At 53.0% G+C, this 26,685-nt stretch carries 23 protein-coding genes and 1 pseudogene; 13 read left to right on the top strand and 11 right to left on the bottom strand.

The window, feature by feature from the left end; genetic code table 11:
* The first annotated feature begins 22 nt into the window (after positions 1–22).
* The 7 genes from IE117_RS24105 to IE117_RS24075 all read left to right on the top strand — a co-directional run bounded on the left by IE117_RS24105 (position 23) and on the right by IE117_RS24075 (position 8,850).
* On the top strand, positions 23–1,420 hold the full coding sequence (locus IE117_RS24105; protein WP_189568275.1) for a RagB/SusD family nutrient uptake outer membrane protein: 1,398 nt from the start codon (positions 23–25) through the stop codon (positions 1,418–1,420).
* A gap of 182 nt (positions 1,421–1,602) precedes the next feature.
* Positions 1,603–2,805 carry a mandelate racemase/muconate lactonizing enzyme family protein gene (locus IE117_RS24100; RefSeq protein WP_189568273.1) on the top strand — a complete coding sequence of 401 codons (1,203 nt, stop codon included), beginning with the start codon at positions 1,603–1,605 and terminating at the stop codon, positions 2,803–2,805.
* 2 nt (positions 2,806–2,807) lie between these two features.
* Positions 2,808–3,839 (top strand): hypothetical protein, encoded by a 1,032-nt coding sequence (locus tag IE117_RS24095; RefSeq protein WP_229581401.1) that lies wholly within the window; start codon positions 2,808–2,810, stop codon positions 3,837–3,839.
* 19 nt (positions 3,840–3,858) lie between these two features.
* Complete coding sequence (locus IE117_RS24090) at positions 3,859–4,965, top strand: WD40 repeat domain-containing protein (RefSeq protein WP_189568272.1); 1,107 nt, start codon at positions 3,859–3,861, stop codon at positions 4,963–4,965.
* 5 nt (positions 4,966–4,970) lie between these two features.
* The gene (locus IE117_RS24085) at positions 4,971–6,221 is read left to right on the top strand and encodes a mandelate racemase/muconate lactonizing enzyme family protein (protein WP_189568270.1); all 1,251 of its coding nucleotides are present in this window, start codon (positions 4,971–4,973) and stop codon (positions 6,219–6,221) included.
* A 27-nt stretch (positions 6,222–6,248) separates the two neighbouring features.
* Positions 6,249–8,573, top strand: coding sequence for a CehA/McbA family metallohydrolase domain-containing protein (locus IE117_RS24080; protein WP_189568268.1), 2,325 nt, complete (start codon positions 6,249–6,251; stop codon positions 8,571–8,573).
* Position 8,574: 1 nt separating this feature from the next.
* A complete protein-coding gene (locus IE117_RS24075; RefSeq protein WP_189568266.1) occupies positions 8,575–8,850 on the top strand; it encodes a twin-arginine translocation signal domain-containing protein in 276 nt (91 codons plus the stop codon).
* Positions 8,851–9,102: 252 nt separating this feature from the next.
* Here IE117_RS24075 and IE117_RS24070 read toward each other — a convergent pair whose 3' ends face one another.
* From IE117_RS24070 to IE117_RS24055, 4 genes are read right to left on the bottom strand one after another with little or no spacing between them, the layout of a single operon-like run.
* The gene (locus IE117_RS24070; RefSeq protein WP_189568264.1) at positions 9,103–10,560 is read right to left on the bottom strand and encodes a RagB/SusD family nutrient uptake outer membrane protein; all 1,458 of its coding nucleotides are present in this window, start codon (positions 10,558–10,560) and stop codon (positions 9,103–9,105) included.
* Between the two features lie 15 nt (positions 10,561–10,575).
* Positions 10,576–13,977: a SusC/RagA family TonB-linked outer membrane protein gene (locus IE117_RS24065; RefSeq protein WP_189568262.1), complete on the bottom strand. Its 3,402-nt coding sequence runs from the start codon at positions 13,975–13,977 to the stop codon at positions 10,576–10,578.
* A 59-nt stretch (positions 13,978–14,036) separates the two neighbouring features.
* Entirely contained in the window at positions 14,037–15,044 is a 1,008-nt protein-coding gene (locus IE117_RS24060; RefSeq protein ID WP_189568260.1) for a FecR family protein, read from the bottom strand.
* Positions 15,045–15,055: 11 nt separating this feature from the next.
* Positions 15,056–15,613: a sigma-70 family RNA polymerase sigma factor gene (locus tag IE117_RS24055; RefSeq protein WP_189568258.1), complete on the bottom strand. Its 558-nt coding sequence runs from the start codon at positions 15,611–15,613 to the stop codon at positions 15,056–15,058.
* 1,020 nt (positions 15,614–16,633) lie between these two features.
* Between IE117_RS24055 and IE117_RS26620 the strand changes: the two genes are divergently transcribed.
* The 5 genes from IE117_RS26620 to IE117_RS24035 all read left to right on the top strand — a co-directional run bounded on the left by IE117_RS26620 (position 16,634) and on the right by IE117_RS24035 (position 20,081).
* Positions 16,634–16,801, top strand: a complete 168-nt coding sequence (locus IE117_RS26620; RefSeq protein WP_374757979.1) for a recombinase family protein — start codon at positions 16,634–16,636, stop codon at positions 16,799–16,801.
* Positions 16,761–17,186, top strand: a complete 426-nt coding sequence (locus IE117_RS24050; RefSeq protein WP_374757978.1) for a recombinase family protein — start codon at positions 16,761–16,763, stop codon at positions 17,184–17,186. The genes IE117_RS26620 and IE117_RS24050 overlap by 41 nt, the downstream gene beginning before the upstream one ends.
* Positions 17,187–17,195: 9 nt before the next feature.
* Positions 17,196–17,729: a recombinase family protein gene (locus IE117_RS24045; protein ID WP_189568256.1), complete on the top strand. Its 534-nt coding sequence runs from the start codon at positions 17,196–17,198 to the stop codon at positions 17,727–17,729.
* 285 nt (positions 17,730–18,014) lie between these two features.
* Complete coding sequence (locus IE117_RS24040; protein ID WP_189568255.1) at positions 18,015–18,923, top strand: AraC family transcriptional regulator; 909 nt, start codon at positions 18,015–18,017, stop codon at positions 18,921–18,923.
* 222 nt (positions 18,924–19,145) lie between these two features.
* Complete coding sequence (locus tag IE117_RS24035) at positions 19,146–20,081, top strand: NAD-dependent epimerase/dehydratase family protein (RefSeq protein ID WP_189568253.1); 936 nt, start codon at positions 19,146–19,148, stop codon at positions 20,079–20,081.
* A 172-nt stretch (positions 20,082–20,253) separates the two neighbouring features.
* On the opposite strand, the pseudogene IE117_RS24030 reads toward IE117_RS24035, so the two are convergent.
* The 7 genes and pseudogenes from IE117_RS24030 to IE117_RS24000 all read right to left on the bottom strand — a co-directional run.
* Positions 20,254–20,421, bottom strand: a pseudogene (locus IE117_RS24030) (DUF4287 domain-containing protein); the annotation flags it as partial.
* A gap of 297 nt (positions 20,422–20,718) precedes the next feature.
* Positions 20,719–21,126, bottom strand: a complete 408-nt coding sequence (locus tag IE117_RS24025; protein WP_189568251.1) for a DUF1761 domain-containing protein — start codon at positions 21,124–21,126, stop codon at positions 20,719–20,721.
* 33 nt (positions 21,127–21,159) lie between these two features.
* Positions 21,160–21,432 carry a DUF1905 domain-containing protein gene (locus IE117_RS24020; protein WP_189568249.1) on the bottom strand — a complete coding sequence of 91 codons (273 nt, stop codon included), beginning with the start codon at positions 21,430–21,432 and terminating at the stop codon, positions 21,160–21,162.
* Between the two features lie 102 nt (positions 21,433–21,534).
* Positions 21,535–22,413 carry an NmrA family NAD(P)-binding protein gene (locus IE117_RS24015; protein ID WP_189568247.1) on the bottom strand — a complete coding sequence of 293 codons (879 nt, stop codon included), beginning with the start codon at positions 22,411–22,413 and terminating at the stop codon, positions 21,535–21,537.
* A gap of 88 nt (positions 22,414–22,501) precedes the next feature.
* The gene (locus IE117_RS24010) at positions 22,502–23,200 is read right to left on the bottom strand and encodes a helix-turn-helix transcriptional regulator (RefSeq protein WP_189568245.1); all 699 of its coding nucleotides are present in this window, start codon (positions 23,198–23,200) and stop codon (positions 22,502–22,504) included.
* 628 nt (positions 23,201–23,828) lie between these two features.
* The gene (locus IE117_RS24005) at positions 23,829–24,440 is read right to left on the bottom strand and encodes a recombinase family protein (protein WP_189568243.1); all 612 of its coding nucleotides are present in this window, start codon (positions 24,438–24,440) and stop codon (positions 23,829–23,831) included.
* Positions 24,441–24,740: 300 nt separating this feature from the next.
* Positions 24,741–25,658 (bottom strand): alpha/beta fold hydrolase, encoded by a 918-nt coding sequence (locus IE117_RS24000; protein ID WP_189568241.1) that lies wholly within the window; start codon positions 25,656–25,658, stop codon positions 24,741–24,743.
* A gap of 550 nt (positions 25,659–26,208) precedes the next feature.
* Here IE117_RS24000 and IE117_RS26615 point away from each other — a divergent pair.
* Positions 26,209–26,481 carry a transposase gene (locus tag IE117_RS26615; RefSeq protein ID WP_374757977.1) on the top strand — a complete coding sequence of 91 codons (273 nt, stop codon included), beginning with the start codon at positions 26,209–26,211 and terminating at the stop codon, positions 26,479–26,481.
* The last annotated feature ends 204 nt before the right edge of the window (positions 26,482–26,685 follow it).

Genomic DNA, 26,685 nt, shown 5'->3' with positions numbered 1-26,685 from the left:
CAATAAAACGAATTCTAAAAATATGAAAGTGACACAATACTTTTTCCGTCGTACGGCCATGTGGCTGGCCCTGAGCAGTATGCTCTGGGTATCGTCCTGTGGCGAGTTGCTTGAACTGGCTCCGCCGAGTCAGATTGTGGCCGAAAACTTCTGGCAAACAGCCGGCGATGCCGAGGCAGGGCTCATGAGTGCCTACAACTTCATGCAAAACTCGATGACCCAGAATTTCATTACGGTGCCGCTGGTGCTGGCCGACGATTCGCGGGCCAACAGTGGCGGGAATTTTACCCGCCACGAAGCGTTCGTGGCCACCTCCGTCCACGGCAATGTACTGGATCACTGGCGGGACGTGTATCAGGCGATTCAATCGGCCAACGATGTACTGGTCAATGTACCCAAGATCAACGACCCGGCGCTACAAAAAGACCGGGTGTTGGGCGAAGCGTATTTTATTCGGGGTTGGGCCTTTTTTCAATTGGTGCGCCTGTGGGGGAAAATCCCGCTTCCGCTAAGCCCTTCCAAATCAGCCACTCAGGATTTTAACCTGAAGCGGAGCGAGGTTCCTGAGGTCTATGCACAGATCTTCAAGGACCTCCTCGAAGCCGAAAAGCTGTTGCCTGCCACCCACCCCAACAACAACCGCGCCCGACCTGCCAAAGGCTCGGCGCGGGCCTGGCTGGCCAAGGCCTATTTGCAACAGCCAAAGCCTGATTACGCCCTGGCATTGGCTGAGTGTGAAGAGATCATGGCCGATGCCCAGTATAAGCTAGTGGCCGGAAGTGCCTTCGGCGACATTTTTCAGGTGGGCAAGCAGAACACCTCCGAAACCATTTTCGAAATGTCGTTCCGGCCCAATACCGCCACCGAAGGCCACGGCATGGACAACGAAACGGTTCAATATGCCGGCTCGTCGTTTCGGTTGCGCCCGCACCAGAAAATTATCGACGCCTTCAAAAACAGCGTGGGCGATTCAAGGGCCGCGCCCAGCCTGGGTACGTTCAACAACAACGCCTACATCCGTAAGTATGAGCAGGCCGCTCCCGGCGTGAGCAACCGGGGATCGCAGACGAGCAACCTGGTGTACCTTCGGCTGGCCGATATTGTTTTACTACGGGCCGAATGCCTGAATGAAATGGGAAAAACCGACGAAGCTATTCCCTTCCTGAACCAGATTCGATCGCGGGCGGGCCTGCCCCCTACCACCGCCACCACCCAGGCACAGGTTCGACAGGCCATCCGAGATGAGCGGTTTCTGGAACTGGCCTTTGAGCCGCACCGTTGGTACGACCTCATCCGCTGGAACATTGCCGTGGGCACCGTCCCCAACCTGACCGAGGCCAACCGCGACCGCGTCCTGTGGCCCATTCCCGCCCGCGAACTGGATCTGAACCCAAATCTGGATCAGAATCCGAGCTACTGATTCAATTTTGACGAGACCGCCCGTGCGGTAAATAAAACGACAAAGTAATGTTGGAGCGAACAATGGGTAAGCCCGGTGTTGAACCGGTGACACTCAAAAGGGGGTAAAAGTTTTTATTCGTAAAAGCAGAGGGTAAATAGGCGGAGCTTAGCCTTCGTTGACTGTTAACCTAAATAGGATCCATGAAAACCCGTAGAGACTTTTTCAAGAAAACCGGACTGCTAACCGCTGGTTCGCTGGTCGGGTTGGATATTCCTCAGCCCGTTAGCCGGGATGTCCCCCGCGACATCAAGATCAAGGACATCAAGGGCCTGGTGTTTCAGGATGGCTACGACCGGGGCGTGTACGTCCGCATTGAGGCAACCAACGGCACCGTGGGCTGGGGCGAGAGCAGCGCCAACGGCATCCACGTCGTGGAGCGGCTCATCAACGACCTGCTCGTGCCGCAGGTGGTGGGCAAAAGTCCGTTCGACACCGAGCAGCTTTGGGAGCAGATGTTTTGGAAAAACGTCGATCTCGGCTCCGGCGGCTTGCTTACCTACGCCATTGCTGGGGTCGATTGCGCCCTTTGGGATTTGAAAGCCAAATTGTTGGGCGTCCCGGTTTATCAACTGATTGGCGGCAAGTTTCGGGATAGCGTACCCGCTTACGCCGGGTTTGGCATCAAGGGCGGGGCCATTCCGGTGAAAGAAGCTGTGGAGCAGGCCGTTAAATTGGCTGAAAAGGGCTTTAAGATGGTGAAAATCCGGGCGCAGATTCGGGAGTACAACATCAACCCCAAAGACGACCCTTGCCTGAAATACTACACCGCTATGCGAAAAGCCCTGCCCGACAGCGTCGATCTGTTCCTCGACCCCAACGAGGGCTATACGGGCTACCGCGCCATCGAAATCGGCAAAACACTGGAAGGAATGGGCATGAAGTTCTACGAGAGCCCCTGCCCGAACGAAAACCTCGACGACTTAGCTACGGTGGTCGATGCGCTGACGATTCCGGTCCTGGCGGGTGAAAAGTGCTACACCCGCTGGATGGTAAAAGACCTGATCGAAAAGGGGAAGCCCGACATGATCAACACCGATTTCATCAAGTCCGGCGGCATCACGGAGGGGCTGAAAATCTGCCACATTGCCGGTTTGCACCACAAGCCCGTAGTACCGCACAACACCAAACCCATGCAGGGCAGCGCGGCGACGATGCAGATTCTGGCTTCGGTTCCCAACTGCGGGCCGATGGTGGAGTACATCGACGCCGACCGCTACCAGACAATTTGCTCTATCTTCGACGAAGGCATCGCGTTCAAAAACGGCGAAATGCTGTTGCCTAAAGGCAATGGCCTGGGGCTGACCATCAATGAAAAGCGCGCCAAAGCATTGTTCAAGTATTGAAAATGAACGATATTGTATTGAAAATTTCTATAAACTCTGCTTGGTCTGCCCTACTAGTTAGCTTTTCGCTGGGTAATTGCTGCTGCCAGAAGGGCAGGGACGGGCTAAGGCTGTCTGTTGTTGCCGCTGCGCCAACCCACAATGTGATAGCGGCTTACGGGGGCTACGACAAGGGCGGCAACACTTCCATCATTTTTGATGATCATGACAGCTACAAATGGTCGGGTGGTTCCGAGTGTGAGACCGATAGCTGGGGCTACTTTACAGCAACAGGACAAGAGATATCCTACATAAAGCGAGACCGTGACCTGGGACAGACCTTTCTATTTTCTGGGAAAACGCCCAAAACCCTTACGGCCATCACGGTGTCTACTGGTTATGGTAGCAACGTGGTGCGGCCCAATACCTACCAAAAGCCTGTGTCAATTCAGCTATATGAAGTAGCTGGCGAACCCATTCTGAACGACAATGGCTCCGATCCGACGACCGAAGCCTTCCACGGCTTTCCGCACAACCGCCCTGGGGGCGAGATTGCCCCCCTTCGTGACGATTATTTTACCGGCGAGACGTACACTCCCCTGGCCGTATTTTCGGGTGCGGTGTTTCCTGGGAAAACTTCCTTTGGCTTCGTCGATGAAACCGTCCCCGTGCCACCGGGTCATCCAAGTCTCAAGGGCAGACTCCTCCGCTTCGAGTTGCCAGCCGATAAACCCGTCGTGCTGAGGCCCGGCAAACGATATGCTTTTCTGATTATGCTGGATAAGAGGGGAGCAGAGTGCGGTTTCACGTTGGCAAACAACTTTATCGGTAACTACGCCGGGGGGCACGGCATCCGGCGCGATGGCAACGGCGTTTTTCCGCCCGCAGCCGCCGATCCCACCAAACCCTTCGACCACCCGGCCAATGCCCGCGCCTACGAGTCGGCGCACTTTCCTGCCGATTTCCGGCAGCGCATCGCTATCCCGCCCGGCACCAACGGCTACCCCGACGTGTGTGCCTGGCGCGATTTGACCTTTTACGTTGAAGCCAATTAACAAAAAAATCAAACATAGCATGAATCGAAACCTGGTAAAACCCCTGCTCGCCCTGCTGCTCCTGCCCGCCCTCGCGCTGGCGCAGGAAGACATTTATCATCCCGACGTCCCGGAGCTATTCACCGTCTGGCACCGCGTGGCCGACTTTGCCCCGGCCATGCGCGCGGTCGAGGCGGCCCGGATTTCGCCCGACGGGCGGACGGCGGTGTCGGTCTCCAAGTTTGGCCCGGCGGTGCGGGTGTGGCGCGTGGCCGACGGCTCGCTGCTGTGGGAGAAAGACCAGAATGCCGAAATCGAATGCGCGGCTTTCTCGCCCGACGGCAAGCGCTTCGTGACGGGCGACGAAGATTTTTTTGTCAAAATCTGGGACACCAAGACGGGCCAGGGATTAAAAAAGGTCGAGGTGAAGAGCAGCCTGGACGGCATCACCTGGTCGCACGACGGCAAAACGATCGCCGCCGGATCGGAGGAAGGCGACCTTTTGCTCTTTGACGCCAATACGCTGAAACCTGCGGGGACGCTCAACGTCGGTTCGACCATCAATTCGCTCGATTTTACCGCCGACGACAAGCGCATCGTGGTGGGCGGCAATATCCAAACCCCCAATCCGCAAACCAAGAAAACCGACTACTTCGGCTTCGCCCGGCTGGTCGATTTGTCCGGTTCCAGTCCCAAAGTAATCCGTACCTACGAGGGGCCGAAGGGTTCGGTGAAATCGGTTCGTATTTCCAACGACCAGAAATTGGTGGCCACGGGTGGCTTCGACAGCGCGGCGCGGGTCTTCGAGCTGGAAACGGGTAAAATGATTTACGAATTTACGGAGCCGGAAAGAATCGAAGCCGTGGCCTTTACGGGAGACGGCCATTTCCTGGTCACTGGCGGACACCAGCACGTGATGACGTTTTACCGGCTGCGCGACGGCGTGAAGGTTTTGGAACAACCCAGCCCGCGTACCGAGTACCTCGACTTTTCGGCGGATGGCCGCCTGCTGCTTACCGCCCACGAAGACAGCGGACTCCTTTCTCTCTATTTGATGCAGTCCAACATGCAGCACCGGCAGGAGCTGTACCATCAGTTGGAAGTGAAGTACCTGAAAAACCGGGATTTGAAACCGGAGAAAAAGTAGCGATTATGGACAATAAGCGGCGTGATTTTCTGAAAACGGTAGTCGGTGCAGCGATCTTCTCCCCGATTAGTGGAAATGGTTCGACAGCTAAGTCAGACTTCGGTTTGGCTGATGATCCTTTACCGACCTGGCCCTTGCCGGATCTTAAAAAAATATTTCCCGACCCGATAAAAATCCAAACCGTTGCGTTGCTCAAAGCGCAGAATCGGCTGTTTCTGGTCGTTACCGCGCAGGACGGAACCCGGGGTATCACGGTCTGCAATGACCGGATGCCCAACCTGACCTCGCTGCTCAAAGGGCTGGTGTTGCCGCATTTTGTAGGGAAAGACGCCCGCGATTTGCCTGCTCTGGTCGATAACGCCTACCGACTCAACAGCAACTACAAGTACGCCGGGATGCCGCTCTGGAATTGTATTGGCTCGGTCGAGATTGCTACCTGGGATTTGCTGGGGCAACTTGCTAAAAAACCGACCTACACACTACTTGGCAAACCCGTTAGAAGTGATTATCCGGTTTATATCTCCGACTTCTGGCGCGGGGGCGAACCCACCGAAGTGGTGGTGGAACGGTTGGCCCAGAAGTTGGCCGCAACGGGCGCGACGGGCGTAAAAATCAAAGTTGGGGGCCGGATGGTCAACACGGCTGACGACGACAAACGCACTCGGCTATTTGTGCCGATGGTACGCAAAAAACTCGGCGATGCCGCCACGATTTATGCCGATGCCAACGGGTCGTTTTCGCCCGAACAGGGCATAGCAACGGGCAAGCTACTGGAAGATTACGGCGTGGTGATTTTTGAAGAACCCTGCAATTTTGAGAATGAGGAGGGTATCCGGCAGGTCAATCAGGCCCTGAAAAAAGTAAAGCTCGCCGGAGGGGAGCAGGACACCAGCCTGTACCGCTTCGAACGGCTGGCCCGGACCGGCGTGTATGACCTCCTACAACCCGATTTATACTACAACGGGGGCATTCTGCGGGCGTTGCAGGTGGCCGAAATCGCCCGGATGCACGGCAAAGACATTGCTCCCCATACCCCCAAAGCCGACCCGCTCATTGGCCCGTTCTGGCAGTTTGCCGCCCTCGCACCCAATCTCTACGGCTTGCAGGAATTCGTTGACAACCCCAGCGAGCAAGAGCCCACCTGGTACACGCCCGCTATCCGGGTGCAACAGGGGAAAGTTGAGATCCCCAAAACGCCGGGCTTAGGGATTCGATACGACGAGACCCTGTGGAAATCCGCCGAACGGATTGTGTAATGTCTTTGATGCCTTGAACAGAGCCTGATGCAAATTGTAAATACCGACAAAGCTAAAAGAAGGCATCTGCATTGGTTACTGACGGCAGCCGTGTTCTGCCTCGTCTCGACTGCTCGCGCCGATTCACTCAACTGTAATCTCACTGCCTACAAACCCCAGCCGGGACTTATAGCAATGGTTGCGGGCCAAACCCTGACCCTTACGTGGAACGGCGAGCGAAAGAGCGAACTACGGCTCCGGTTTGTGATCGAGCGCGGTGTACCTACCATTCGCGAACTGGCCCTGCGGCCATCGGGGGGCCAGTGGCGGGTGCTGGCTACCCACGTGATTCCAGAGTACCGCATCGTATCGGGGGTGCGGCGCGTCACGCGACAGCAAACGGAGCCACTCGAAGCCCTGGGCGTGCCGCTGACCGCCGAAAAACTGAACGAAATCAAGTGGGACGCCTTCTGGGACGCGCCTTTGTTTATGCCGGACGTTCCTCCCCTTTCGCACAAAACCTCCATCCCGGCGCGGGAAGCCTTTGCCAATCATCCCGGAATGCCGCGCAAACCTGAGGAGATCAATCGGGCCACGGCACAGTTTCGGGCGACGGGATGCTCGGTGAAAACCAACGGAGGTCGGCTCGAAATTGTGTTTCCCGGCGTCGAGGCGGGCATTTTTACCGGGTATTTGCAATACGATATATTCAAAGGTTCCAATCTGATTCGCCAAATGGTTAGTGCTAAAACGTCCGCAACCTCGGCGGCATTCAAGTACGATGCGGGCATTAAGGGATTGCCCATCCGTCCTGCGTCTCGTCTTCTGTGGCGTGATCTATCCAACCATAACCAGGAGTATCGCCTGGGTGGCCCGGTAGGCGACTCGCCTGCTACCGTGTGGAGCAGCAACCGCCTGATCGCCGCCGAAGTGCCGGGTGGGAGCATCGCCGTATTCCCGCCGCCGCACAGCTTTTATTGGGCGCGGGAAACCGGTAAGAATCTGGGATACAGTTGGTATCGCAAAGACAGTGACTCTACCTTTTCCATCGGAATGCAGCAGGCCGAAAAAGAGGACGAAGCCGAGTTTTACCAAAACTTCGCGTTGTACAGCGCCCGGCCCGGTACATGGCAACGGATGCCCGTCTTCCTGCACGTTAGCTCCGGCAATGGCTCGGACGCTCTGGAAGCTGCGCTTGCCTTCACGCATCGGGACTTCTTCAAGCCCCTGCCCGGTTATAAGGTGATGGGATCGCACTACCACGTTGGCCTGGTGGAAAGGCTCGACGAACTGGGCGGCCACGACAATCGGCTCAACGATGTGGAAACCATGAAGGGAATCGGGGTAAATATCTATGGCGTGATCGACGGGGTGCGCGGCCCGGCCCGGCGGGAGGTAGGTGAGTCTTTCCTCAAAGCGCAGGCTGAGTATTACGACGCTGCCCGGCGACAGTCCGACCGGGATTTTCTGGTCATGCCCAACGATGAAAACAGCACCAGCGGTCGTACCTACGAGCTGGGCGGACACCACGATTTGCTGATATCGAGGCCCACTTTTTGGCAAAATGAACGCAAGCCCGGCCAACCCCTGGTGGAACAGCATCCGAGATACGGCAGAGTTTACAACCTGGGAAGCCCCGCTGACCTGATGGCGATGACGGAGCACGAAAACGCCCTGATCTCCATACCGCACCCGGGTTCGAAGGGTTCGACGGGCTATCCCGATGCCATTAGGGACGCGCCGCAGTTTTTACACCAAAACTTTTTCAGCCTCGGCTACCGCTGGGGCATGGGCATCGATGCCTCCGAGACGCGTTTAGGCGAATACCGCTTCCTGAACCTCTGGGATGAAGTGAACAACTGGATGGCGGCGCGAAACCTGCCGCCCAAATTTGCCCTGGCCATTTCGGAAGGCCGTTCCGACTACGGCGATCGGGGCAAGCCGCCCTATGACGATACCTACGGCCTATCGCCCGTCAACTACCTCAAACTGGACAGTGTCCCCACCGTGGACGACATGAGCTCCATTATAAATGTCCTACGCCGGGGCGACTACTTCGTCTCGACCGGAGAAGTCCTCATTCCATCATACTCCGTGCAGGGCACGGGTGCCAAACGAACCATCACCGCCGAAGTGGAGTGGACTTTTCCGCTCGATTTTGTGGAATTAGTCTGGGGAGATGGAGAAAAGACCGACCGACAAATCATCACGACCACTGACCTGCCGCCCTTTGGCCGCAAGAAATTTATCCTGCCGTTCGATGCCACGGATAAAAAATGGGTACGTTTCGCAGCCTGGGACATAGCTACCAGCGGCGCGCTCGTCCAACCCGTCAGCCTGTTATCTTCGGATAACTCTAAACCTACCAAATGACATGCCAAATTCACGCAGGAACTTCCTCAAATCCGGTGCTGCCGCCATGGCTGGATCCGGCGCATTGTTCGCCCCCCAATCCCCGCAGAGCATTCCAAAGGAACCGGATTACGCCCTATTGGATGCTGCGCTAAAAGAGCCGGTACTCAAAAAAGACTTATTTGCCAACCCGGTTGTCATCCAGAGTCGAGACTTGCTGGAGTACGACGGCAATTACACCTGCCGGGTGCGCTCGACCGACGGGGCCGTGGGGTATTGCGTGCTGATTCAAAAATGATCCGCAATTGGCTACCGTCATGGGTCGCCGGGAACTCGTCCCAATGGGATATGGTGCCATTCCGCAAACGATACAGTCTACTGTCCAGAAATTGTGCCTGGCCGTATATCCTACTCGGCAAACCCAGAAAAGGAAAATGATGAACCGTAAGAGCTTATACATGCCAGCACGCTTTAGGACCCAAGCGGAGGAATTCCTCCGCTTGGGTCAGACCTTTACCTCACCCTAATTTGGTGTCTAAAATTCCTGTATTTAGGGATTTTGAACCAAATTCGGATTTAGGACGATTTCCTGCTGGGGGATGAAATACACTACCCGCGGATCGTTAGGCTGGATAACCTGCGTATTCTGGCCACTCAGCAAATGGTAGCCGGGATAATCCCGCACCAGGGGAAGGTTGTTGCGGAACACATCGAACTTCCTGAGCGCTTCAAAGGCCAGCTCGATCCGACGCTCCTCCAGAACCACGCTCAGTACCGAGTCATGTCCTTTCAAAGCACCGGTTGAGTATAATGCATCTCCCGACAGCCCTGCTCTTTTCCGGACCAGGTTCACATCGTCCAGAGCCGCCGCAGTATTGCCCAGTTTGGTATTAGCCTCGGCTCTAATCAGGTACATTTCGGCCAGGCGTAGATAGACCGGCGAACTGAGGGTCTGGATGCCATCCTGGCCCGAATATTTATAGATAAAATATTTGGGAATCCCGTTTCGGGTGGCCAGGACATCGTTGCCCGTCGCATTCTTGATATAAAAAGGTTTCTGAAAGGCATGCCGAACATCTTGGGGATATTTGTCAAGCAATTTGCGGTAGCTTTCCGATGAATACATCTCACCCCAACCTAACCCGTCGGTACCGTCGTACATGGAGCCAATGGATCCTTTGGCCAGGTCATCCACCGCTGTATGCCTTATCGCAAAGATTGTTTCCGGGTTGCTTTCGTTCGAGATCGTGAAATACTTCTTATAGGTTTCCGTATCCACCAGTTTGTAGCGGTCAGAATTGATAACCAGATTAGCGTACTCCAGGGCTTTGGCGTTATCCTCCTTAAACAGGTACACCCGTGCCAGCAGCGCCTGGGCTACCTCCCGGGACACATAGCTGCTGTTCTTGCGGACAGTCATCAGGGTGGCAGCCTTCGTCAGATCACTGATGATAAAATCGTACACCTCTTTGACCGTGCTCCGCGGCGGCAGGGCGCTCACATCGGTATCCTTCCGGATCATGACGCCAAGACCGCTCCCCTGATTCTGTGCGTAGGGCCGGCCGAACGTGTTCACCAGGTCAAAATGGGCCATGGCCCGCAGGAAAAGGTTTTCCCCGAGCAATTGGTCCAGCTGAGGAGTGGTGCCTTCCCTTACATTTTCAATCACCTTGTTGGCTCCGTAGATCAGCTCGTAGGCGCGCCGCCAGAACCGGATCGTCTGCGTCATATCCACCAGATGCCGGTAGTTGTAAGCAAAAAAGAAATTATTGCCAGTCGAGCCGCTCAGGGTCACATTATCGCTGGGGTACTCGGTCAGGAAATGGTAGAAGGTAGCGTAATCAAGCGTCTTGAGGAAGCTGTAATTCCCCGTTGTGGCATCCTGCACCCCTTCGACGGTATTGAACAGCGTAGCGGCATCTTTCCCGTTGTAAGGCTCCAGGGCCAATTCGCAGGAAGTGGCGGAGAAGAAAAGGAGGGTGTAAAGTAAAATTGTATAGCGTTTCATAGTCTGGATGGGAATTTAGAGTCCAAGGTTCAATCCAAAGAGAAGTTTCTTGCTGACGAAATAATTGGTCAGTCCCGCCGAAGCATTATCCAGGGCCACCTCGGGATCCATACCCGAGAATTTGGTCCAGGTGTGGAGGTTATCACCCGTAACGAACACGTTAATACCAGATAGCTTCAATCGCTGCACCAGTTTAGCAGATAGCGCGTATCCCAGGCGGATGTTCCGCAATCGGATGTAGCTTCCATTCTCAAGATAGCGGGAAGAAAGCTTGTTGGAATTCAGGTTACCGCCCAGGATCGGTAAGGGGTGAGTAGCGATGTCACCCGGCTTCGCCCAGCGGGATTCTCCCGGCCGGAGAGCCACGCTGTTGGTGGTCGGGAAGGCCCCGTCGCCGCCCAGGTTCTCCAGCAGGGCGTGGTTGATGAGTGAGCCCTGGGAGAACATTAGGAAAATATCCAGGGTGATGCCCTTATAGGAGAGGTTGTTGGTAAAGCCGCCCGTAAAATTGGGATTGCTCTTGCCCAGCATTTGTCGGGTGGCTTCATTGTAGTTGGAGGTCGTTTCCCGGGTTCTGACAGCCCCCGTTTCGTCGTAAGTTAGTTTTTCCCACAGTGGCTTGCCGGTTTCCGGATCCACCCCCAGCCATTTCTGCATGTACCAGGTATTGAGGGGCTGCCCCACGCTGATGCGCCGGGTACCCAGGTCAATGTCTTGTCCTTTGTACAAGGCCACCACCCGGTTGCGGTTGAACCCGATATTGAAGTTGGTGTTCCAGCTGAAATCCTTCCGGGTAACGTTGGTTGTGTTCAGTTCCACGTCGATCCCTTTGTTTCTGATCTGCCCGATGTTTTGAATCTGGGTCTTAAAGCCCGCCGCGGAAGAAAGCGGCACGTCGAAGAGCAGATCTTTCGTATCGCGCTGGTAGGCATCCACCGACAGGTCAATACGACCCAAAAAGCCGATATTCAGACCTACGTTGGTAGTGAATGCCTTCTCCCAGGTCAGGTCCGGATTGGCCAGCCGGACAGGAATGGCGCCGGAAGAACCATTGTACTGGGTGGAGTAACTGTACAGGGCCCTGGAAATGAAGTCGGTGATGTTGGCATTTCCCGTAGTGCCGTAGCTCCCTCTGAACTTGAGTAGGCTGATAGACCCACTATTTTTAAAAAAGTCCTCATTGGACACAATCCACGAACCGCCCAATGCCCAGAAATTGCCATACTGATTATTTTCTCCAAATTTCGATGAACCGTCCCGCCGGAAGGAGGCCGTTGCGAAGTACCGGTTGTCATAGTTGTAGTCCGCCTGAGTGAAGTAGGAATTAAAGGCGCTACGGTACTTTGTCCCCCCAATGGCAACCGGTGTCGCCGATACATCCATTACATTCAAACCGGAAGGTACCCCTCCCCCACTACTGTTGGTAAAATCTCCGTAATTGGTTTGGAATTCGGCCCCCACCAGGCCGCTGACCCCATGATCGCCAAAATTGTGCGAGGCTTTCAGCAGGTTAGAATTCAAAAGGTTCTGATTGTACGAAAGGTTGTTGCGCAGCAATCCTTTGCGTATCCCACCCGTCAGGGTGCGGGGATCGTCGTATATCTCCCCCCGCTCATTTTCAATACCCGCCCGGTTGGTCGTTGAAAAGCTGAGCCAGTCGTTGATATCGTAGTTCAGCACGAAATCGGCCTGGATATTACTGGATCTCGATTTGCTGTAATTGTATTGGAGTGGGTACAGGAAGTTGAACCGGTCACGTCCGAACCAATCGGATTCCGTCCCAATACGAATGCTGCCGTCGTCGTTGTAAGGCCGGTCGGTGGGCAGGTTGTAGTAGGTGGTCCAAGCACCACCCCGCTCACCGGAATAGTCGTAATTCGTGTTGTCCATCCGGCCATTGATGCGACCGCTAATTCTGAACTTCCGGTTGATCTGATGCTCAATGTTCATACGTACATTGTACCGCTCATAAGCAGAAGTGGTGATGGTACCCTGTTCATTGTAGTAGTTTCCTCCTACATAGAACCTGGTTTTCTCGTCTCCACCCGAAGCGGACAGTTCGTAATTCTGGGTCTTCCCCGTTCGGTACACCAGGTCGCTCCAGTCGGTGTCATAATTCAGCAAACTGGCCGGAAAATTTATGCTCAGATACTCGTCCAGGGTACCTGGTAAGTTTTTTGACTTCAGGTAGGCGGACACCTGGGCTTCCGATGGATTCGGGTTGGTAGCGGTGAGTTCCTTCACAAAACCATCCCTTTTTCCGGTATAGTCATTCACATACATGGGGCGGGTCAGGTCATAGTACTCCTGGGTGTTCATCATCCGAAAATTTCCCCGCGAAACTGTACTGGTGCCAACTGAGGTGTTAAAATTGATCCGGGTTTTGCCTGCCTTACCGCTTTTCGTAGTAATGACGATTACCCCATTGGATGCCCGTGAACCGTATAGACCGGTAGCCGCGGCATCTTTCAGGATGGTGACCGATTCAATATCACTGGGGTTGGCCGTCCCCCCGATAACCCCATCCACCACATACAAAGGACCTGCTCCGGCAGTAATTGTGCCAGTGCCCCTTATTCTAATGGCAGGGTCAGCACCAGGCTGTCCCGAGGCAGCCGAAATCATGACACCCGATGCCCGGCCCTGCAACAGGTTACCCAGGCTGGGGCTTGTCACGCCTTTCAGTTTCTCGGCGCTGACCACTGATACTGAACTCGATAGTTGAGTTTGGTTTTTTGAACTGTATCCGACTACTACCACTTCATTAAGGGCTTTAGTGTCGGCCGACAGGACTACATCGATAACGGATTGGCTGCCCACGGGCACCTCCTTTGACAAAAATCCAACGAAACTAAATACGAGTATTGACTGCCCGTTCGCAACTTCCAACCGATAATTTCCCGACTGATCGGTGGTTGTGCCACGCGTAGTGCCCTTCATCAATACGCTCACTCCCGGTAAACCCTCTCCCTCTTCACTGGTTACCTTCCCGGAGACGGTTTGTTCAATCGAGCGTACGAGTTTTTCTTGTGCCGGAGCCAAACCAGTATTCCTCCGGTCACTCTTCAACAAAATGCGATTATCGGAAACCGTAAAGGTGATGGAAAGGGGCTCGAATAACTCCTCAAGTACTGATTCGAGTTTCTTTTTGTTCGCCTTTACATTGACCCTCAAATTAACTTTGACGACGCTTGGGCTATACAAAAAACGTACTTCGGTTTGACTCTCGATGAGTGTCAACACCTTGCCAAGCTCCGCATTTTCCACATCCAGAGTAATGTATTTATTGAGAATATCCTGCCCGGAACTTTCGCGGGCAACAGCAACGCCACAAATCAATAATACCAGCGTCGCTTGCTGCAGGTAAATTCTGAATAACCCCCGTTTTAGAAAGGGCATCGGTAAATAGTTGGACATAAGGGTAGGGATTGGATAAAGTAAATAGTGTTTAAAAAACTCCTTGTTTTCGTTGCCTCTCATTCGCATCCGTTTCCCGAAATGAAAATGGTGGTTCCCCGGGTCTCGAACCTTGCTCCCACCGATTCGCAGACAAATCTTAATTGTTCATACATCGGCAGGCCCGACAAGTTTCCAATGAATTTACACCGGCCCAGACCGGAACCGGGTAGCACAATTTCCACTCCGTAGGCGGTGCTCAGCCGGCCTATTACCGTCTCGATGGACTCCTCGTGAAAATCGAAATTGGGCAATTCCGCTCCTGTCGTTACAATACGCGGAGAGTCCACAATTTCCTGGCGGATGGTCTGTAGTTCGGGATCGAAGTGTACCTTCTGGTTAGGCGTGAGGATGACCCCGTCGAAATTGCCGGCTTTATGGGGATGGCTGGAATAGACAGAAACTTTCCCGGACTTGACTGAAACCTCAATAGATTTACCAACGCCCTCGGGTTTTATGTGGAAGCTAGTACCGAGAACCTCGGTTACTAACCCACCGGAATACACCAGGAAAGGCACTTTTTCATTGCGTTTTACTTCAAAAAAAGCCTCTCCGGTGAGGTACACCTTCCGCTTTCTTTTGCCGTAGTTTTCGTCAATCAGTATATCGGCCCCCTTCTCGAGCAACACCGTACTTCCGTCTGCCAGGAAAATTTTCTGCGTTGACGTGGTTGTATTTCTTGTCTCCAGCCCATGACTTGGTTTCTCCGCCTGGATGGTAGGACGATCTGAGTCTATTAAAAAATAGCCACAAACCACCGATAGGCAGGCTGCTGCCACAAGCAGGGGCCAAAGCAAAAGCTGTTTAAATGCATTGGTGCTTGGCTTGGGTGGCGAAATTACCTGCATAAGCCGCTTCCAGATTCGGGTTTCGATCAAATTAACCTCTTCTTCATTCTCTGACATTGCCGATGCATCGCTCTGCTCATACATCCTACGAGCCCAGTTCTCGATCAACAGAACTTCTTCGGGCTTGCAGTCGCCTTTCTGGTATTTTGCTGTCAAGTCGTCAAATTCCTGCTCAGTCATTTGGGAATCAATTAATTGTCGGAGTGAAAGGTTTTCAGCTGATGACGCAGCAACTTCATGGACTTGGTGATGTGATATTCTACCGCCTTTTCGCTAAGTTCCATTTTCGAGGCAATGGATTTTACGGGAATCTCTTCCATTTTACTCATTCTGAAAATTCGAGCGGTTTTCTCCGGCATGTCCTTAAGAACATTTTCAATAGCCTCCGCCAGCTTGTTTGCGTCAGGAGGGTCGCTAGCATCCAAATGCTCTCCCACGCCCATAAGCAACTGGTACTCCCGGTACTTTCGGATGTTGATTCTTTCACGAATGGATTTATTGACCAAATTGCGGGTGCCGACAAATAGGTAAACCTTCAGGTTACGTATGTTGGAATTGGCACGATTTTGCCACAAGCTGAGCATCTGATCGTGGACGATTTCCTCCGCATCTTCCTTGGAATCGAGTTGCCGCATGACAAATGTGAAGAGCTGCCGCCAGTATCGGCGATAAATTAGGCCGAAAGCAACAGCATCATCATTTTTCAGCAACTTTACCAACTCTTCGTCAGCCGGATTGTGGTCACGCATCGATTGGGGTTCTACCTATTACCCCTAAAGGTTCCACTCGGAGGCCATATCCCTAAATATTGTTTCAATTATTTTTTATTTAATGCAATTTCTATCTGGTTATTAGTATGATCTGCTTCATCGGTACGTGTCGGATCATTCAATAATAGAAACCAATTGACAAACTGATCATCATGTGAATACATGTTTTCTTGTGCTCAGGCTTTCAGTTGGCCATGCAACATGAAACAGATATAATTTAATTGGTTCCTGATGGAGACGGTTCTGGTGGGGTGATCTTATGTAGCGGTAGGATTTCATGCCTTCAGATCTATCGAATCGCAGACCAAGACCTTCACCCGCACGACAATCGACCGCTACACCCGCGTGCAGCAGGTGGTACGTCATGATGCGGCCATGGAACTAGGACTATAAACCAAGATTTCTTTAGGCACAAGAGTGTGACGAAAAATTGGATTTCCCCAACTCAGCATATACTATAAGACACAACCGAAAAAAGGCCGCTGCAAATATGAACTTGCAAGGGCCTATGGAGACAGTCTAAAATAATCTAAAATCTGTATCGCCCTTTTAAAGCGATACATTTGGAATCTTACTAGACGTGGCCGGGGATTAGCAGTAATAATACGCTGATTTTCAGCCAATTTTGTATTTGTTAAATCAACCCCGCGTGGGCAACTCGTGCCACTGGATACCCGTCTTGACGCGGTGGGCAATCGAGCGGACGAAGCGCCAAAGGCCTACGCTGCATTCCGGCTAGCGTTTGCCCTTCGACAGGTGGGGCACGAGGTGTTGGTTGATGATTTTTTTGTTAATTTGGACATGGCCGTAGGCGTTTTGGTTGGCTAGTCGTATTTTCAATACTCAGCGTCCTACGGCCGTTTTTTGGAATTCCTCAGAAACTTTGAATAGCTTATTTGTTAAGTTTCGTACATAAAATGATCAAACTGGGATACGCCCGGGTCTCCACGGCAACGGCCGACCGGCCTAGAACAGAATCTGGACCTTCAGCTTGATGCGTTGGGAAAGGAAGGCTGCAAGAGGGTCTTTACCGATAAGGTGTCGGGGGTGAAATCCAGCAAGCCGAATTTCGAAAAGCTGCTGGCCTATGCCCACCCCGGCGATACCGTGGTTATCTGGAAACTCGATGGCACCGGCCCCCCGGCGGCTGGGCAGAAGTACGATTAAGCTCATCGAATTGATCGAGGAATTAAAAAACAGGGGGGTGAAGCTCAAGTCACTTTCTGAATCAATCGACACCAGCACGGCCACGGGCAATCTGTTCTTCCAGTTCATGTGCGTGTTGGCGGAGCATGAGCGGAACATCATCCGGGAGAGGACAAAAGCGGGCCTGGCGTCGGCTCGTGCAAGGGGCAGGTCGGGTGGCAGGCCGCAGGGGTTAAGCGAGCGCTATCGCAAAATTGCTTCTGAGGTCAAAGAAATTTATGAAAAGAACAGCCGGAGCACGGATGAAATCAGGGAGATGTTCGGGATAAAAAGCCAACCCACGCTCTACAAAATCCTGAGATACGCTGGCATTGAGGTGGAAGGACCATTGAGAAAGCGCAAGTAAGGTCTCAGCGTGGCGCTTTTTGTTCATTCTTTTAATTTAACCCTATTCTACGAGAAGGTTTCCGGCGCGGCCAAGCAGCGCCCTGAGTTCGAAAAGATGCAGGAGCAGCTGCGACCGGGCGACACGGTGGTTGTATACGACATCGACCGCCTGGGCCGCACGATGGTCGAGCTGGTCATGGTCGTCGACGAGTGGAACGAAAGGGGCATCGGCTTCAAGTCGGTCTCCCAGCCGCTGATCGACACGACGACCGAACACGGCGAGTTCATCTTCAAGCTGTTTGCGCTGCTGGCCGAGCTAGAGCGCAAGAAGCTGATCCGGCGAACCAAGGCGGGACTGGCTGCGGCCAGAGCTCGGGGCCGGACCGGGGGACGCCCCAGGGGTCTGAGCAAGAAATACCAGAAAATCCAACCGATGGTCTGCGATGCCTATTTGCAGGGCCGTACCGTGCGCGAGATTTGCCAGGCCTTCGGCATTCCCTCCAATAAGACATTCTACAAGATTGTGGAGCCCATACGTTCCCAAGCAGAAGAAACCGCCTGAGATTTGATTACTCATTTAGCGGAAGGCCGGAAACTCCGTTTGCGAGAGCTGTGGGGAAAATTGTACTTTTGAGTAGTTAAGCCAATAAATATCGGTTCAGTTTTCCTGCTGACAGGTCTGTCCATTAATTGGGACTCTTGCAACCATGGCGCAGATGGGTTCATGGTCGACTCACTTTCTCCCGCGTAACCATGGTGTGGCTGAATTCCTGCGAGGGATAAGTCGGTAAGGCAGATTGACGAGGTTGTCGTATATTGGACCAGCCCATCACTTCTAACCTTTTCTATGGCAACCCGTTTATCCATTTCCAAAGAATCCACCCGACAGGCTCACCAACAGAAGGTGAATCAGGTGCTGGATGCCATCACGCAGGATTTGCCCCGGTCGCTGTCACTCGACGAGCTGGCTGATCTGGCCGCGCTTTCGCCCTTTCACCTTCACCGGGTCTTCTCCCGCCTGACGGGCGAGTCGCCCGGTCGGCTGCTCATTCGCACCCGGCTGGAGAAAGCCGCCTTCTTGCTCCGCTATTCCCGGACCGGCCTGCCGGCAATTGCCCGGGCGGTGGGTTACAAATCGGTCGACAGCCTGGCAAAAGCCTTCCGCAAACGCTTTGGCTGTAGCCCCCAGGCTTACCTCCAATCCCTGGGGGACAACCAGATCGGGGTGGGTCCGATAGTCCAACCGCTCGACAAACGGCTTAATGCCATGTTAAAACACAGCCGCATGGTGCGCTTCCCACCCGGTCAGGTGCTATATGCGCGCGGGTTGGGCTTTGCCAACGGACACTACAACGAGGTAGCCGCTCAGCTTTGGCCGAGGCTGTTGGCTTACGCCCACCAGCAGCAGCTGCTCGACAAAGAAACCCAATACCTGGCCCGGTTTCCCCACTGCACGTCCATAACCAAGCCCTCTCAGTGCCACTACGAGGCCTGCATCCGGCTGACACGCAATCGGTCGATTGTTTGTCCGGCAGAATTCGGCGTTGGGTATGAGCCGGGCGGTGCGTTCAGGGTCTTTACGCACGACGGCCCCTATGATACGCTCTGGGAAAGCTGGCGGGCCATCTTTCAGCATTGGCTTCCCTGCGGCGGCTACAGTCTGCGCCCGGCGGCCAGCCTGGAAGTGTATCCGGGGGCCGCTGGCTTTCAAAACAAGTGGCCGGTTCCGGTCCATCTGTATCTGCCGGTTGGGTAGCTCACCGTAACCCTGCCAAAATAGCAAGAACGGACGGAGTGCGAGGGCTACCTTTGTACCACGGCAGTCGCCCGGTATCCTTCGTACGCTTTCCTGCGCTCGGATGCGATTCTGGCCGTCTGCAATATCGCTTATTCGTTAGGGCGGGGTTTTACCGATCGTCCGGCATTACGGCTTCTTGCCGTGGATTTTACCCCTTGAATCATTGACTAATTTACCGATATGGATTTCTTTGTTACAGCTGGTACCGGCTTCGTAGGCAGTGCCATCGTCCGAACGCTGCTGGCCCGCGGCCACCGCGTCACGGCTCTGGTTCGCAATAGCGCAAAGGCTCAGCCCATTCAGGTTTTGGGAGCCACGCTGATTGTCGGCGACATGCTGCAGCCGGCCAGCTTCGTTTCTCAGGTTGCAACTACGGATGTAGTCATTCACTGCGCCCAACAGACGGTGGGAGGACGAATGACGAAGCGGGCCATCGCAAAAATCAACCAAGCCGACGCGATTATGACCAAGGCCTTAGCCGAGGAGTGTCTGGCGCACGACAAGGCACTGGTGTACACAAGCGGCTACTTCTGTTATGGCGACCATGGCGACGCTTGGATTGACGAAACGACTCCGACCAGCCCGTCCCCGCTGGGAGCGGGCCACCAGCAGATGGTGGAGTACCTTTTGGGCTTGCACCGGCAGCGGGGTCTGCGGGTGGCCGTTGTAACGGCGGGTTTTGTCTACGGGGCGGGCGGGGGATTCAAGACCTCCTTCTACGACACCCTGCAAAAGGGCCAGCTCCGCGTGTTCGGCCCGGGGCTCAACTACTGGAGTCCGGTACACGTGGATGACCTGGCGCAGGCGTTTGCGCTGGTGAGCGAGGGCCAATACTGGGGCGAGAACTTCAACATTGTGGATGACCAGCCGATCCGGCTCCGCGAGCTGGTCGGGCAACTGACCCGCCAGGCCAATCACAAACCGGTGGGCAGCGTGCCCCCCTGGCTGATTGGTTTGCTCATTGGTGCTCCGCTGGTCAAGTCATTGACCAGTTCCTCGCGGGTAAGTAACGAAAAGGCTCGGCGGGTGTTGGGCTGGTCACCACGATACAGTAGTATGGAGGATGGCTTGCCGGGCGTGCTGACCGACTTAGCAAAAACCCTTCCATCCGCATAGCCCTACTGCCCTATGACTGACACCGACACGAAACCGCCAACCAGGCTGGGTTGTGGGCAAAATTTATTGACGACAGCCTTACCCACAAACCCAGTGGCTCCAGTGACAAACACATTCATATTTTCTATTCTATAGGTGTGATTATATGAAACTGTTTCAAGATGCAAACTTTTCAAGCACTGTCATCATTCTTAACGCCCTTCAACAGAGCGTAAACAGCCATTGCATGACCTTGGCCTAATGAGAACTCATCAGCTAACCAATTCGTGATTTCACCAGCCTTGACATCGGCTTTCAGAAGCCCGCCCTCTGTAAAACCTTTCTCCTGAGCAAGTGCTCGAAAGTCTGCGGGTCCTTAGGTAGCTTTGGAATGACATAATTGAAAGTTTAGTAGTTTGGGTTGATAAAGCCATTAAAGTACTCATATACCTATTATCTGTACGTGATTTGCTTGCTTAGTTAAGCGTGGTATGTTCCTGCATAGGTTCTCTGGCTGGATGGGCGAATTTAGACGATAAGCAGTCAAGCCACTTTACAGGTAAACTTGTGTTAACAGACTACTCCAAGAAGCAGTGCCGAATCGAACAAGTGAAATTAACCCGTTTCTTATTGAAACGATCTCCGAACAACCACCGCCTTAATGACTCCTATTACCCACTCGAAGCAGTAAGGTCAGGGCCAACAGTTTGATAAGCCAGTCGCCGGCATGAATCGCGGCAACCCCAACGGGAACGTGTTCATGGAAGATGGACCCTGTCAATAGAATGACTGGGAAGCCAAGCCACAGCAGCAGGGCGAAAGCAATCCCCTGCTGCCAGGTCGCTAGCTTCACTCGACGGATCAGGTATAACAGACTGCCACAGAGTATTGCATTCCGGATCAATTCGACGAAAACAGTGCTCAGCTGTGAACGAGCGGGTGGGGTGATGGTCGTGGCGGAGTGTAATTGGTCGAGCCTTTGGGCCAAAAGGGCGTACCACAGGCCGCTGAGTAGAAAAGCCGTGATAACAGCGATGCTAATCCATTTAACGTTGTTTAGGGTCATCAGTGAGCCGTTAAGCTAGTGAAGGCGACTCGTCTAAAGCCGCTCGGTCAATTGAACTTGAACGTGCTGGCCGACCTCCTTACCCAGCACTTCGCGTAAGGCTGCCTTAACCGGTAGCTTATGAGTACCGTCGCCCAGGGCCATGAAGGCGCTTTGAAACGCACGGCCGTCAATGGTACCTTTGACCTTGACCAGGCCTTTGGTGCCGAAGAAGCTAACCGAATCAGGCCATTGGACGAAGATCCAGCCGTTTTTAGCGGGGCTTTTACAAAGGGGTGCCGAAAATGTTTGCTGTAAGATAGTCATCGCGCTTCAGTTAAGAGTAAGTTCAAAGGTAGCGACCCGTAGTGGCAAGTATGGTGGGTAAATGCGCCATTTTTGGGGGCGATTGTGACAACTCCCGTAACATCAATTTTTGCTACCCGTAGCCACTAGCGCGCCGATATAGCTCTTCAATGAAGTCTCACCTCTCTCAGGTGCGCTGGGCAATTCCGACTTTCCTTCAATCATTTCAATCGTTATTTCCGTCATGGCCGCCATCGAATCGGCCCCTTCCGGGGAAAAACCGGCAGATTTCAGCGCGGTCGTCCATTGTTCTCGAGGCGTCTGCACAGCTTTCACCGGTCTGCCCAAAGCAGATTCAAAAGCAGCAGCCACGTCCGCCGACGAGTACCGTTGGGGTCCTTCCACATAATACAGGCCAGTTTCCCCGACAGGCTCCATGAGCAGCTTGGCTCCCATCTTCCCCAAGTCACTCGGAGAAGCCATTGGCAGTTTCATATCGAGCGGAAAGAACGTACGCACCTCCCCATCTCGCTGGGCAGTGGGCAACGATATGTCCCAATTGCTCATGTAGTAGGCCGCCCGTATGACGCTGGTTGGAATCCCCGTTTCAGCCAGACCGATCTCTAGTTCGTAAAGTACTCCCAGATCGCCAATCTTATCTCCCGGCCGGGCGCCATAGGTAGATTCAACTACTACCTTCTCGATCCCCGAACCCTGCAATGCCTCCAAGATGGAGGCAGCGTTCTTACGCTCCTCCAAAGCTGTGTCAGTCGATGGGGGGGCTGGCGGATTGAGTACAAAAAACCGCTTCCCTTTTTTAAATACGTTGCGTAACGCTTCCACGTCGCGCACATCCACAACCGCTACGGTTGCCCCTTTTCGCTCCCATTCGCTCGACTTTTTCGGATCACGGGTTAGCACGGTCACTGATTCGTTTTGATCAAGCAGTGATTGGGCCACTGCCGAGCCCACATGGCCCGTTGCTCCAAGAATGACATGCATACTCTTTTCGTTTGGTGGAATAAATGATTGTTTAGACGGCCAAACGTAGCCTGCTCTTGTGACAGAGGTATGTCAGGGGTATTTTTAATTATTCTCCAAGTGTGTCGAAATATTGCTTTAGCGTAATGGAATGAGGCTCGAAGTAAAGGTTCAGCACGTGAAGGGATGAGATTCTATCAAGCCGAAAAATACGGAAGCCTTGCCGTAATCGACACCAACCGACAAGGAGCCAATCGGCTTCTGTACTCAGAAGCAGTGCGAAAGGCTCCACTTGCCTTGAAGTTGCTTCGTTCTGAGCCGACCTGTAGCGATTGTCGATCAGTTGATAGTTTGTCAGGGCACGCTGTAAGATAGGGAGGTGGTTGCTCGTGGTGACTGGCTTCGCTTTAGGATAAACCTTTAAACGATCATCCAGCACATTTGCCCTGTCACGGGTGGTGCGGCCAAAAACGGCTTTGATTTTTTGAACAGCCAGCCCGTAGGCATCCAAAAACGAACTGTCCTTATTTACTGAGATGAGATGTTGGGCCGTAATGATTGCGTTGGCTTCTTGTTCGCTTAACATGACGGGCGGCAGGCGGTAGCTGTCTAATAACCGGTAGCCTTTTCCTTCCTCAGTCATAAGGGGAATACCTGCCGCCTCCAGCGACCTTATGTCCCGGTATATTGTTCGCACACTCACCCCAAAACGAGCTGCCAGTTCGGTTGCCTTGAACAAGCGTTTAGTCTGAAGCAGAGCCAGTAGGGCAATTAACCGGGACAGGCGTTTGGTATCAGCGTCAATCACAACTAATAAGCATTATTGATTGCACACTTGTTATCGGATATTTGGGAATGGTCCCCAGTGACATTAGGTGTAACAGATTGATAGTACCGTTGATACGCAATTCATCAAAGGAGATTTTGATACGATAAACGTATTCTTTAATTGGAATTATATTTTGTGGGATAAAATGGCCGGAACTCACCCTCGATAGCCATCCAACGCTTCAATTCCTGACGGGAATATTTAGAAAATTAATCAGTACGAGTCGCAGAGATCAGCTTTTGTTCAACTGCATACGTCCGTTTGCATAGGAACAGAATCATCCGAAAATACGAATTCCACCCCGAAATCCTAACGCATGGTGGTGGGGGACCTAATTACATTTTATAGGAGAGCGTTTATAAAATGTAAAATAAGATTCTGAGCCCCCATTGACCTGACTCAGCCCTAGCGGTCCTGCTTCAAAATGAGGTTTTTCTTACAAATGGGCGAAAAACGGCGTTAGGGAACTGCGTTTTTAGTTTTGATGCATAGTTGTACACTGTCGCATATGAGGTCCTGGTTACAAATGAACCGCAGCCGCGGACGGTCGCAGTGGCCATCCGACGCGGACGGTGAAAAATAGCGGCGGCCGTCGCACGGTTTGGAATTATTCCTTTCTCTTACCCAGGTAATTATACACTGTTCCGTAAGCAACTCCAGACCTCTTACTAACCTGATTCATTGATAATCCCGTTTTGTGCAAATCCTGAATTTGCTTCAGCTTAATTTCATTAAGCTTGGGTCTGCATATCCGTTTCCCCTGTGCCTTGGCCCTGGCCATACCCGCTTTGACCCTCTGGCTAATCAGGGAACTCTCAAATTGAGCCAATGAAGCCATCACGTGGAAGATCAGCTCACCGGTCGGGGTGGTCGTGTCGATGTTCTCCTGGTAGGAGATAAAGTCCACACCCAGGCTCTGGAATTCCTTCAGAGCGTTGACCAACGCCTGAGTGGATCGGGCAAAGCGATCGTAACGCCACACCAGAACCACATCCAGTTTCCGCTTCCGGGCCAGTTCCAGCATGGCCCGGTACTGGCTCCGCCCTTCGGTCGTGCCCGACGCGGTGTCTACGTACTCACCCTGTATTTGAAAACCACGCCTGCTGGCATACTCCCGCAAGGGTTGTAATTGTGTTTCGGGATCCTGCCCTTTGTCGAGTGTGGACACCCTGGCGTATAGGGCCACCCGTTTGGATTGGTCGAGTGATTTATTTGGCATAGTAGATTATCAAGAAGGAGTTCCTATTTGATAGGTTAAACTACCAATCTTGATTGAACCGATTAGGCGTTTTTGGGTCTGGTTTTCATATACCCTTTTTGATAAGGCACTGATTACCAATAATCAGACTATTTAACCTATATAACTTGTTGCTTAGCGTATAAATCCGCCCGTTTGCACATAGAACCCCCTAATGGGTTGATCTGGCGAGGACTAGTTGACAAAAAAGACTGATTTTGCGCCTGAGAAGGCCGGGTCAGTCTTTTTTGTAGCCTCGGATTTTTCTCTCGTCGTCCGAGATTACCATCTGGCGCTGCGAAGTGCCAGAAACAGGCCCGCCACCACAACGGCGACACCTACACCAATCAGTACGTTGTTTGGGTGCTTCACCTCCACTGGGGCCTCAGTCCGCTCCGGTTGAGCCTGATACGTTCCGTCGGTCACGTCCAGAATCAGTTGTATTGCTTCTTCAGGAACGTCGATTTGGGGAAAGTGACCCGAGTTGGCGAACCAGTGTAGTTGCGCATCAGGGAACAAACTTAGTGCGAGCTTCGACTGACCGGGCAGACAAACCAGGTCCCGGCGTCCCCAGCCAATAACTAACGGCTGTTGAATGAGGCCCGCCGGGGCACCCTGCTGTTTTTCGCCATGGGCCAGATTGTCCAATAGTTCGTTGAATGCGGGCGTGGGCACAAACGTTCGCAGTTCCTGTAGTGCTACCGGAGCGGGGATTTTCCAGGGAGCCGCCGAAAACTGAGCGAACAGCAAGGTCCGGCCAACGGGGTTGCCGGTCAGAAAAGGCAGTGCGGGTTGTAATGTGCCGACGAGCTGGGCTGATAACCGCACGGAGTGGTAAAAGAAGGGAATTTCCCAGCCCTGCCAGAAACCACCCGGGTCGAGCGACACGACGGCACCCAGCACCCCGCCCCGCCGGGCTAGTTCGATCACTAACCGCGCGCCCATCGAACTGCCGACGGCGTCGATGCCCGTCAGATTATTATTGGCCAGAAAATCGGTCACGGCGTCGGCAAGGGTACGAATGGAGGTCGCGCCCGTTAGGGGTGGTGTGGCTCCGAAGCCGGGTAAATCTACCGCGATAACGTCGCGTTTGGTGGCCAGGCCGTCGATGATCAGATCCCACGACCGGTGGCTGCTACCAATGCCGTGAACTAAGAGTAGGGGTGTGCCAGTGCCTCGCCGGACGTAGTGCATTGTCATGGGTCGTTTCGGTTTAATAGATCATACTGTCAGGTGACAGACCCGCTGACTCAACTCCGATCAGGACGCGTTTGTTTTAAAAAGTGATTCCGGGTCAGGTGTGATGGGCGGACGATTTTGCAACTCGTCCATATTTATACGTAGGTCTATACTGCAAAACGGGGCCAATATGAAAATAGGGAGTTAGAAAACTCAATATTCGACACAGCTTAGCTTACTTTAATTGTTTGACCAAGTTATCTGCCTTGAAATAGAACAAAATAAGCTGTGTTCAGCGTGTTAATCCATCAGTAAAGTAAAGGACCCTTTTATTTACGGTATGCGTAACACGTTGATTATCTTAATTTTTAGCTCTTGATGGAACATTGGTTGCAACTACCAGAACGGACAGATATGGTTGCAACTACCAAAGCGGGCCAGATATCAAATAGGATTATAAAACATTGATAGACAAGTATAAACGTTCCTACTGCTTTGTTCTATTGTCAAATGAAAAGGTATGGTTTTTTGTTCAAAAAGGCAATTTTAATGCTGATTTTCACCTTTTTGATTGAATCAAGGCGGGCTATTTGATATCTGGCCCGCTTTGGTAGTTGCAACCAGAATCCCCCTCTGGCAGAAAAGGGGACTTTATCTGTTTTACCTGCCCACATACTCACCCCAGTTGAACATCGCCGAGACGATGTGGAGACATCTGAAAGGCGGGTGGCTCAGGCCAGAGGACTATTCCGACGATGAAACGCTCGCCTATTCAGTCAACAGATGCATGGCCAACGTAGGGCAGTATTTGAAGATCAGTTTTAGCCCATTTTATACAAACTAATTTATCCTTATTACTTACTCTGAAATGACCTTACACATAATAGTACCTGTCCAGCAGGGGAAGGCTGATGAAATGACAGGACTAAATCCCTGCGTCAGGTGAGGGACCACTTTTCAGGCGGCCTATGCCATCAAAACGCGGCGGTCTTCTGCAGTCGGCGTGGCCCAAGGTCTTTTTGATCGGCAGGCCTTGGATACGGCACGA

Source organism: Persicitalea jodogahamensis (assembly GCF_014651615.1).
Taxonomy (GTDB): Bacteria; Bacteroidota; Bacteroidia; order Cytophagales; family Spirosomataceae; genus Persicitalea; species Persicitalea jodogahamensis.
This window is presented reverse-complemented; position numbering and strand designations above follow the sequence as displayed.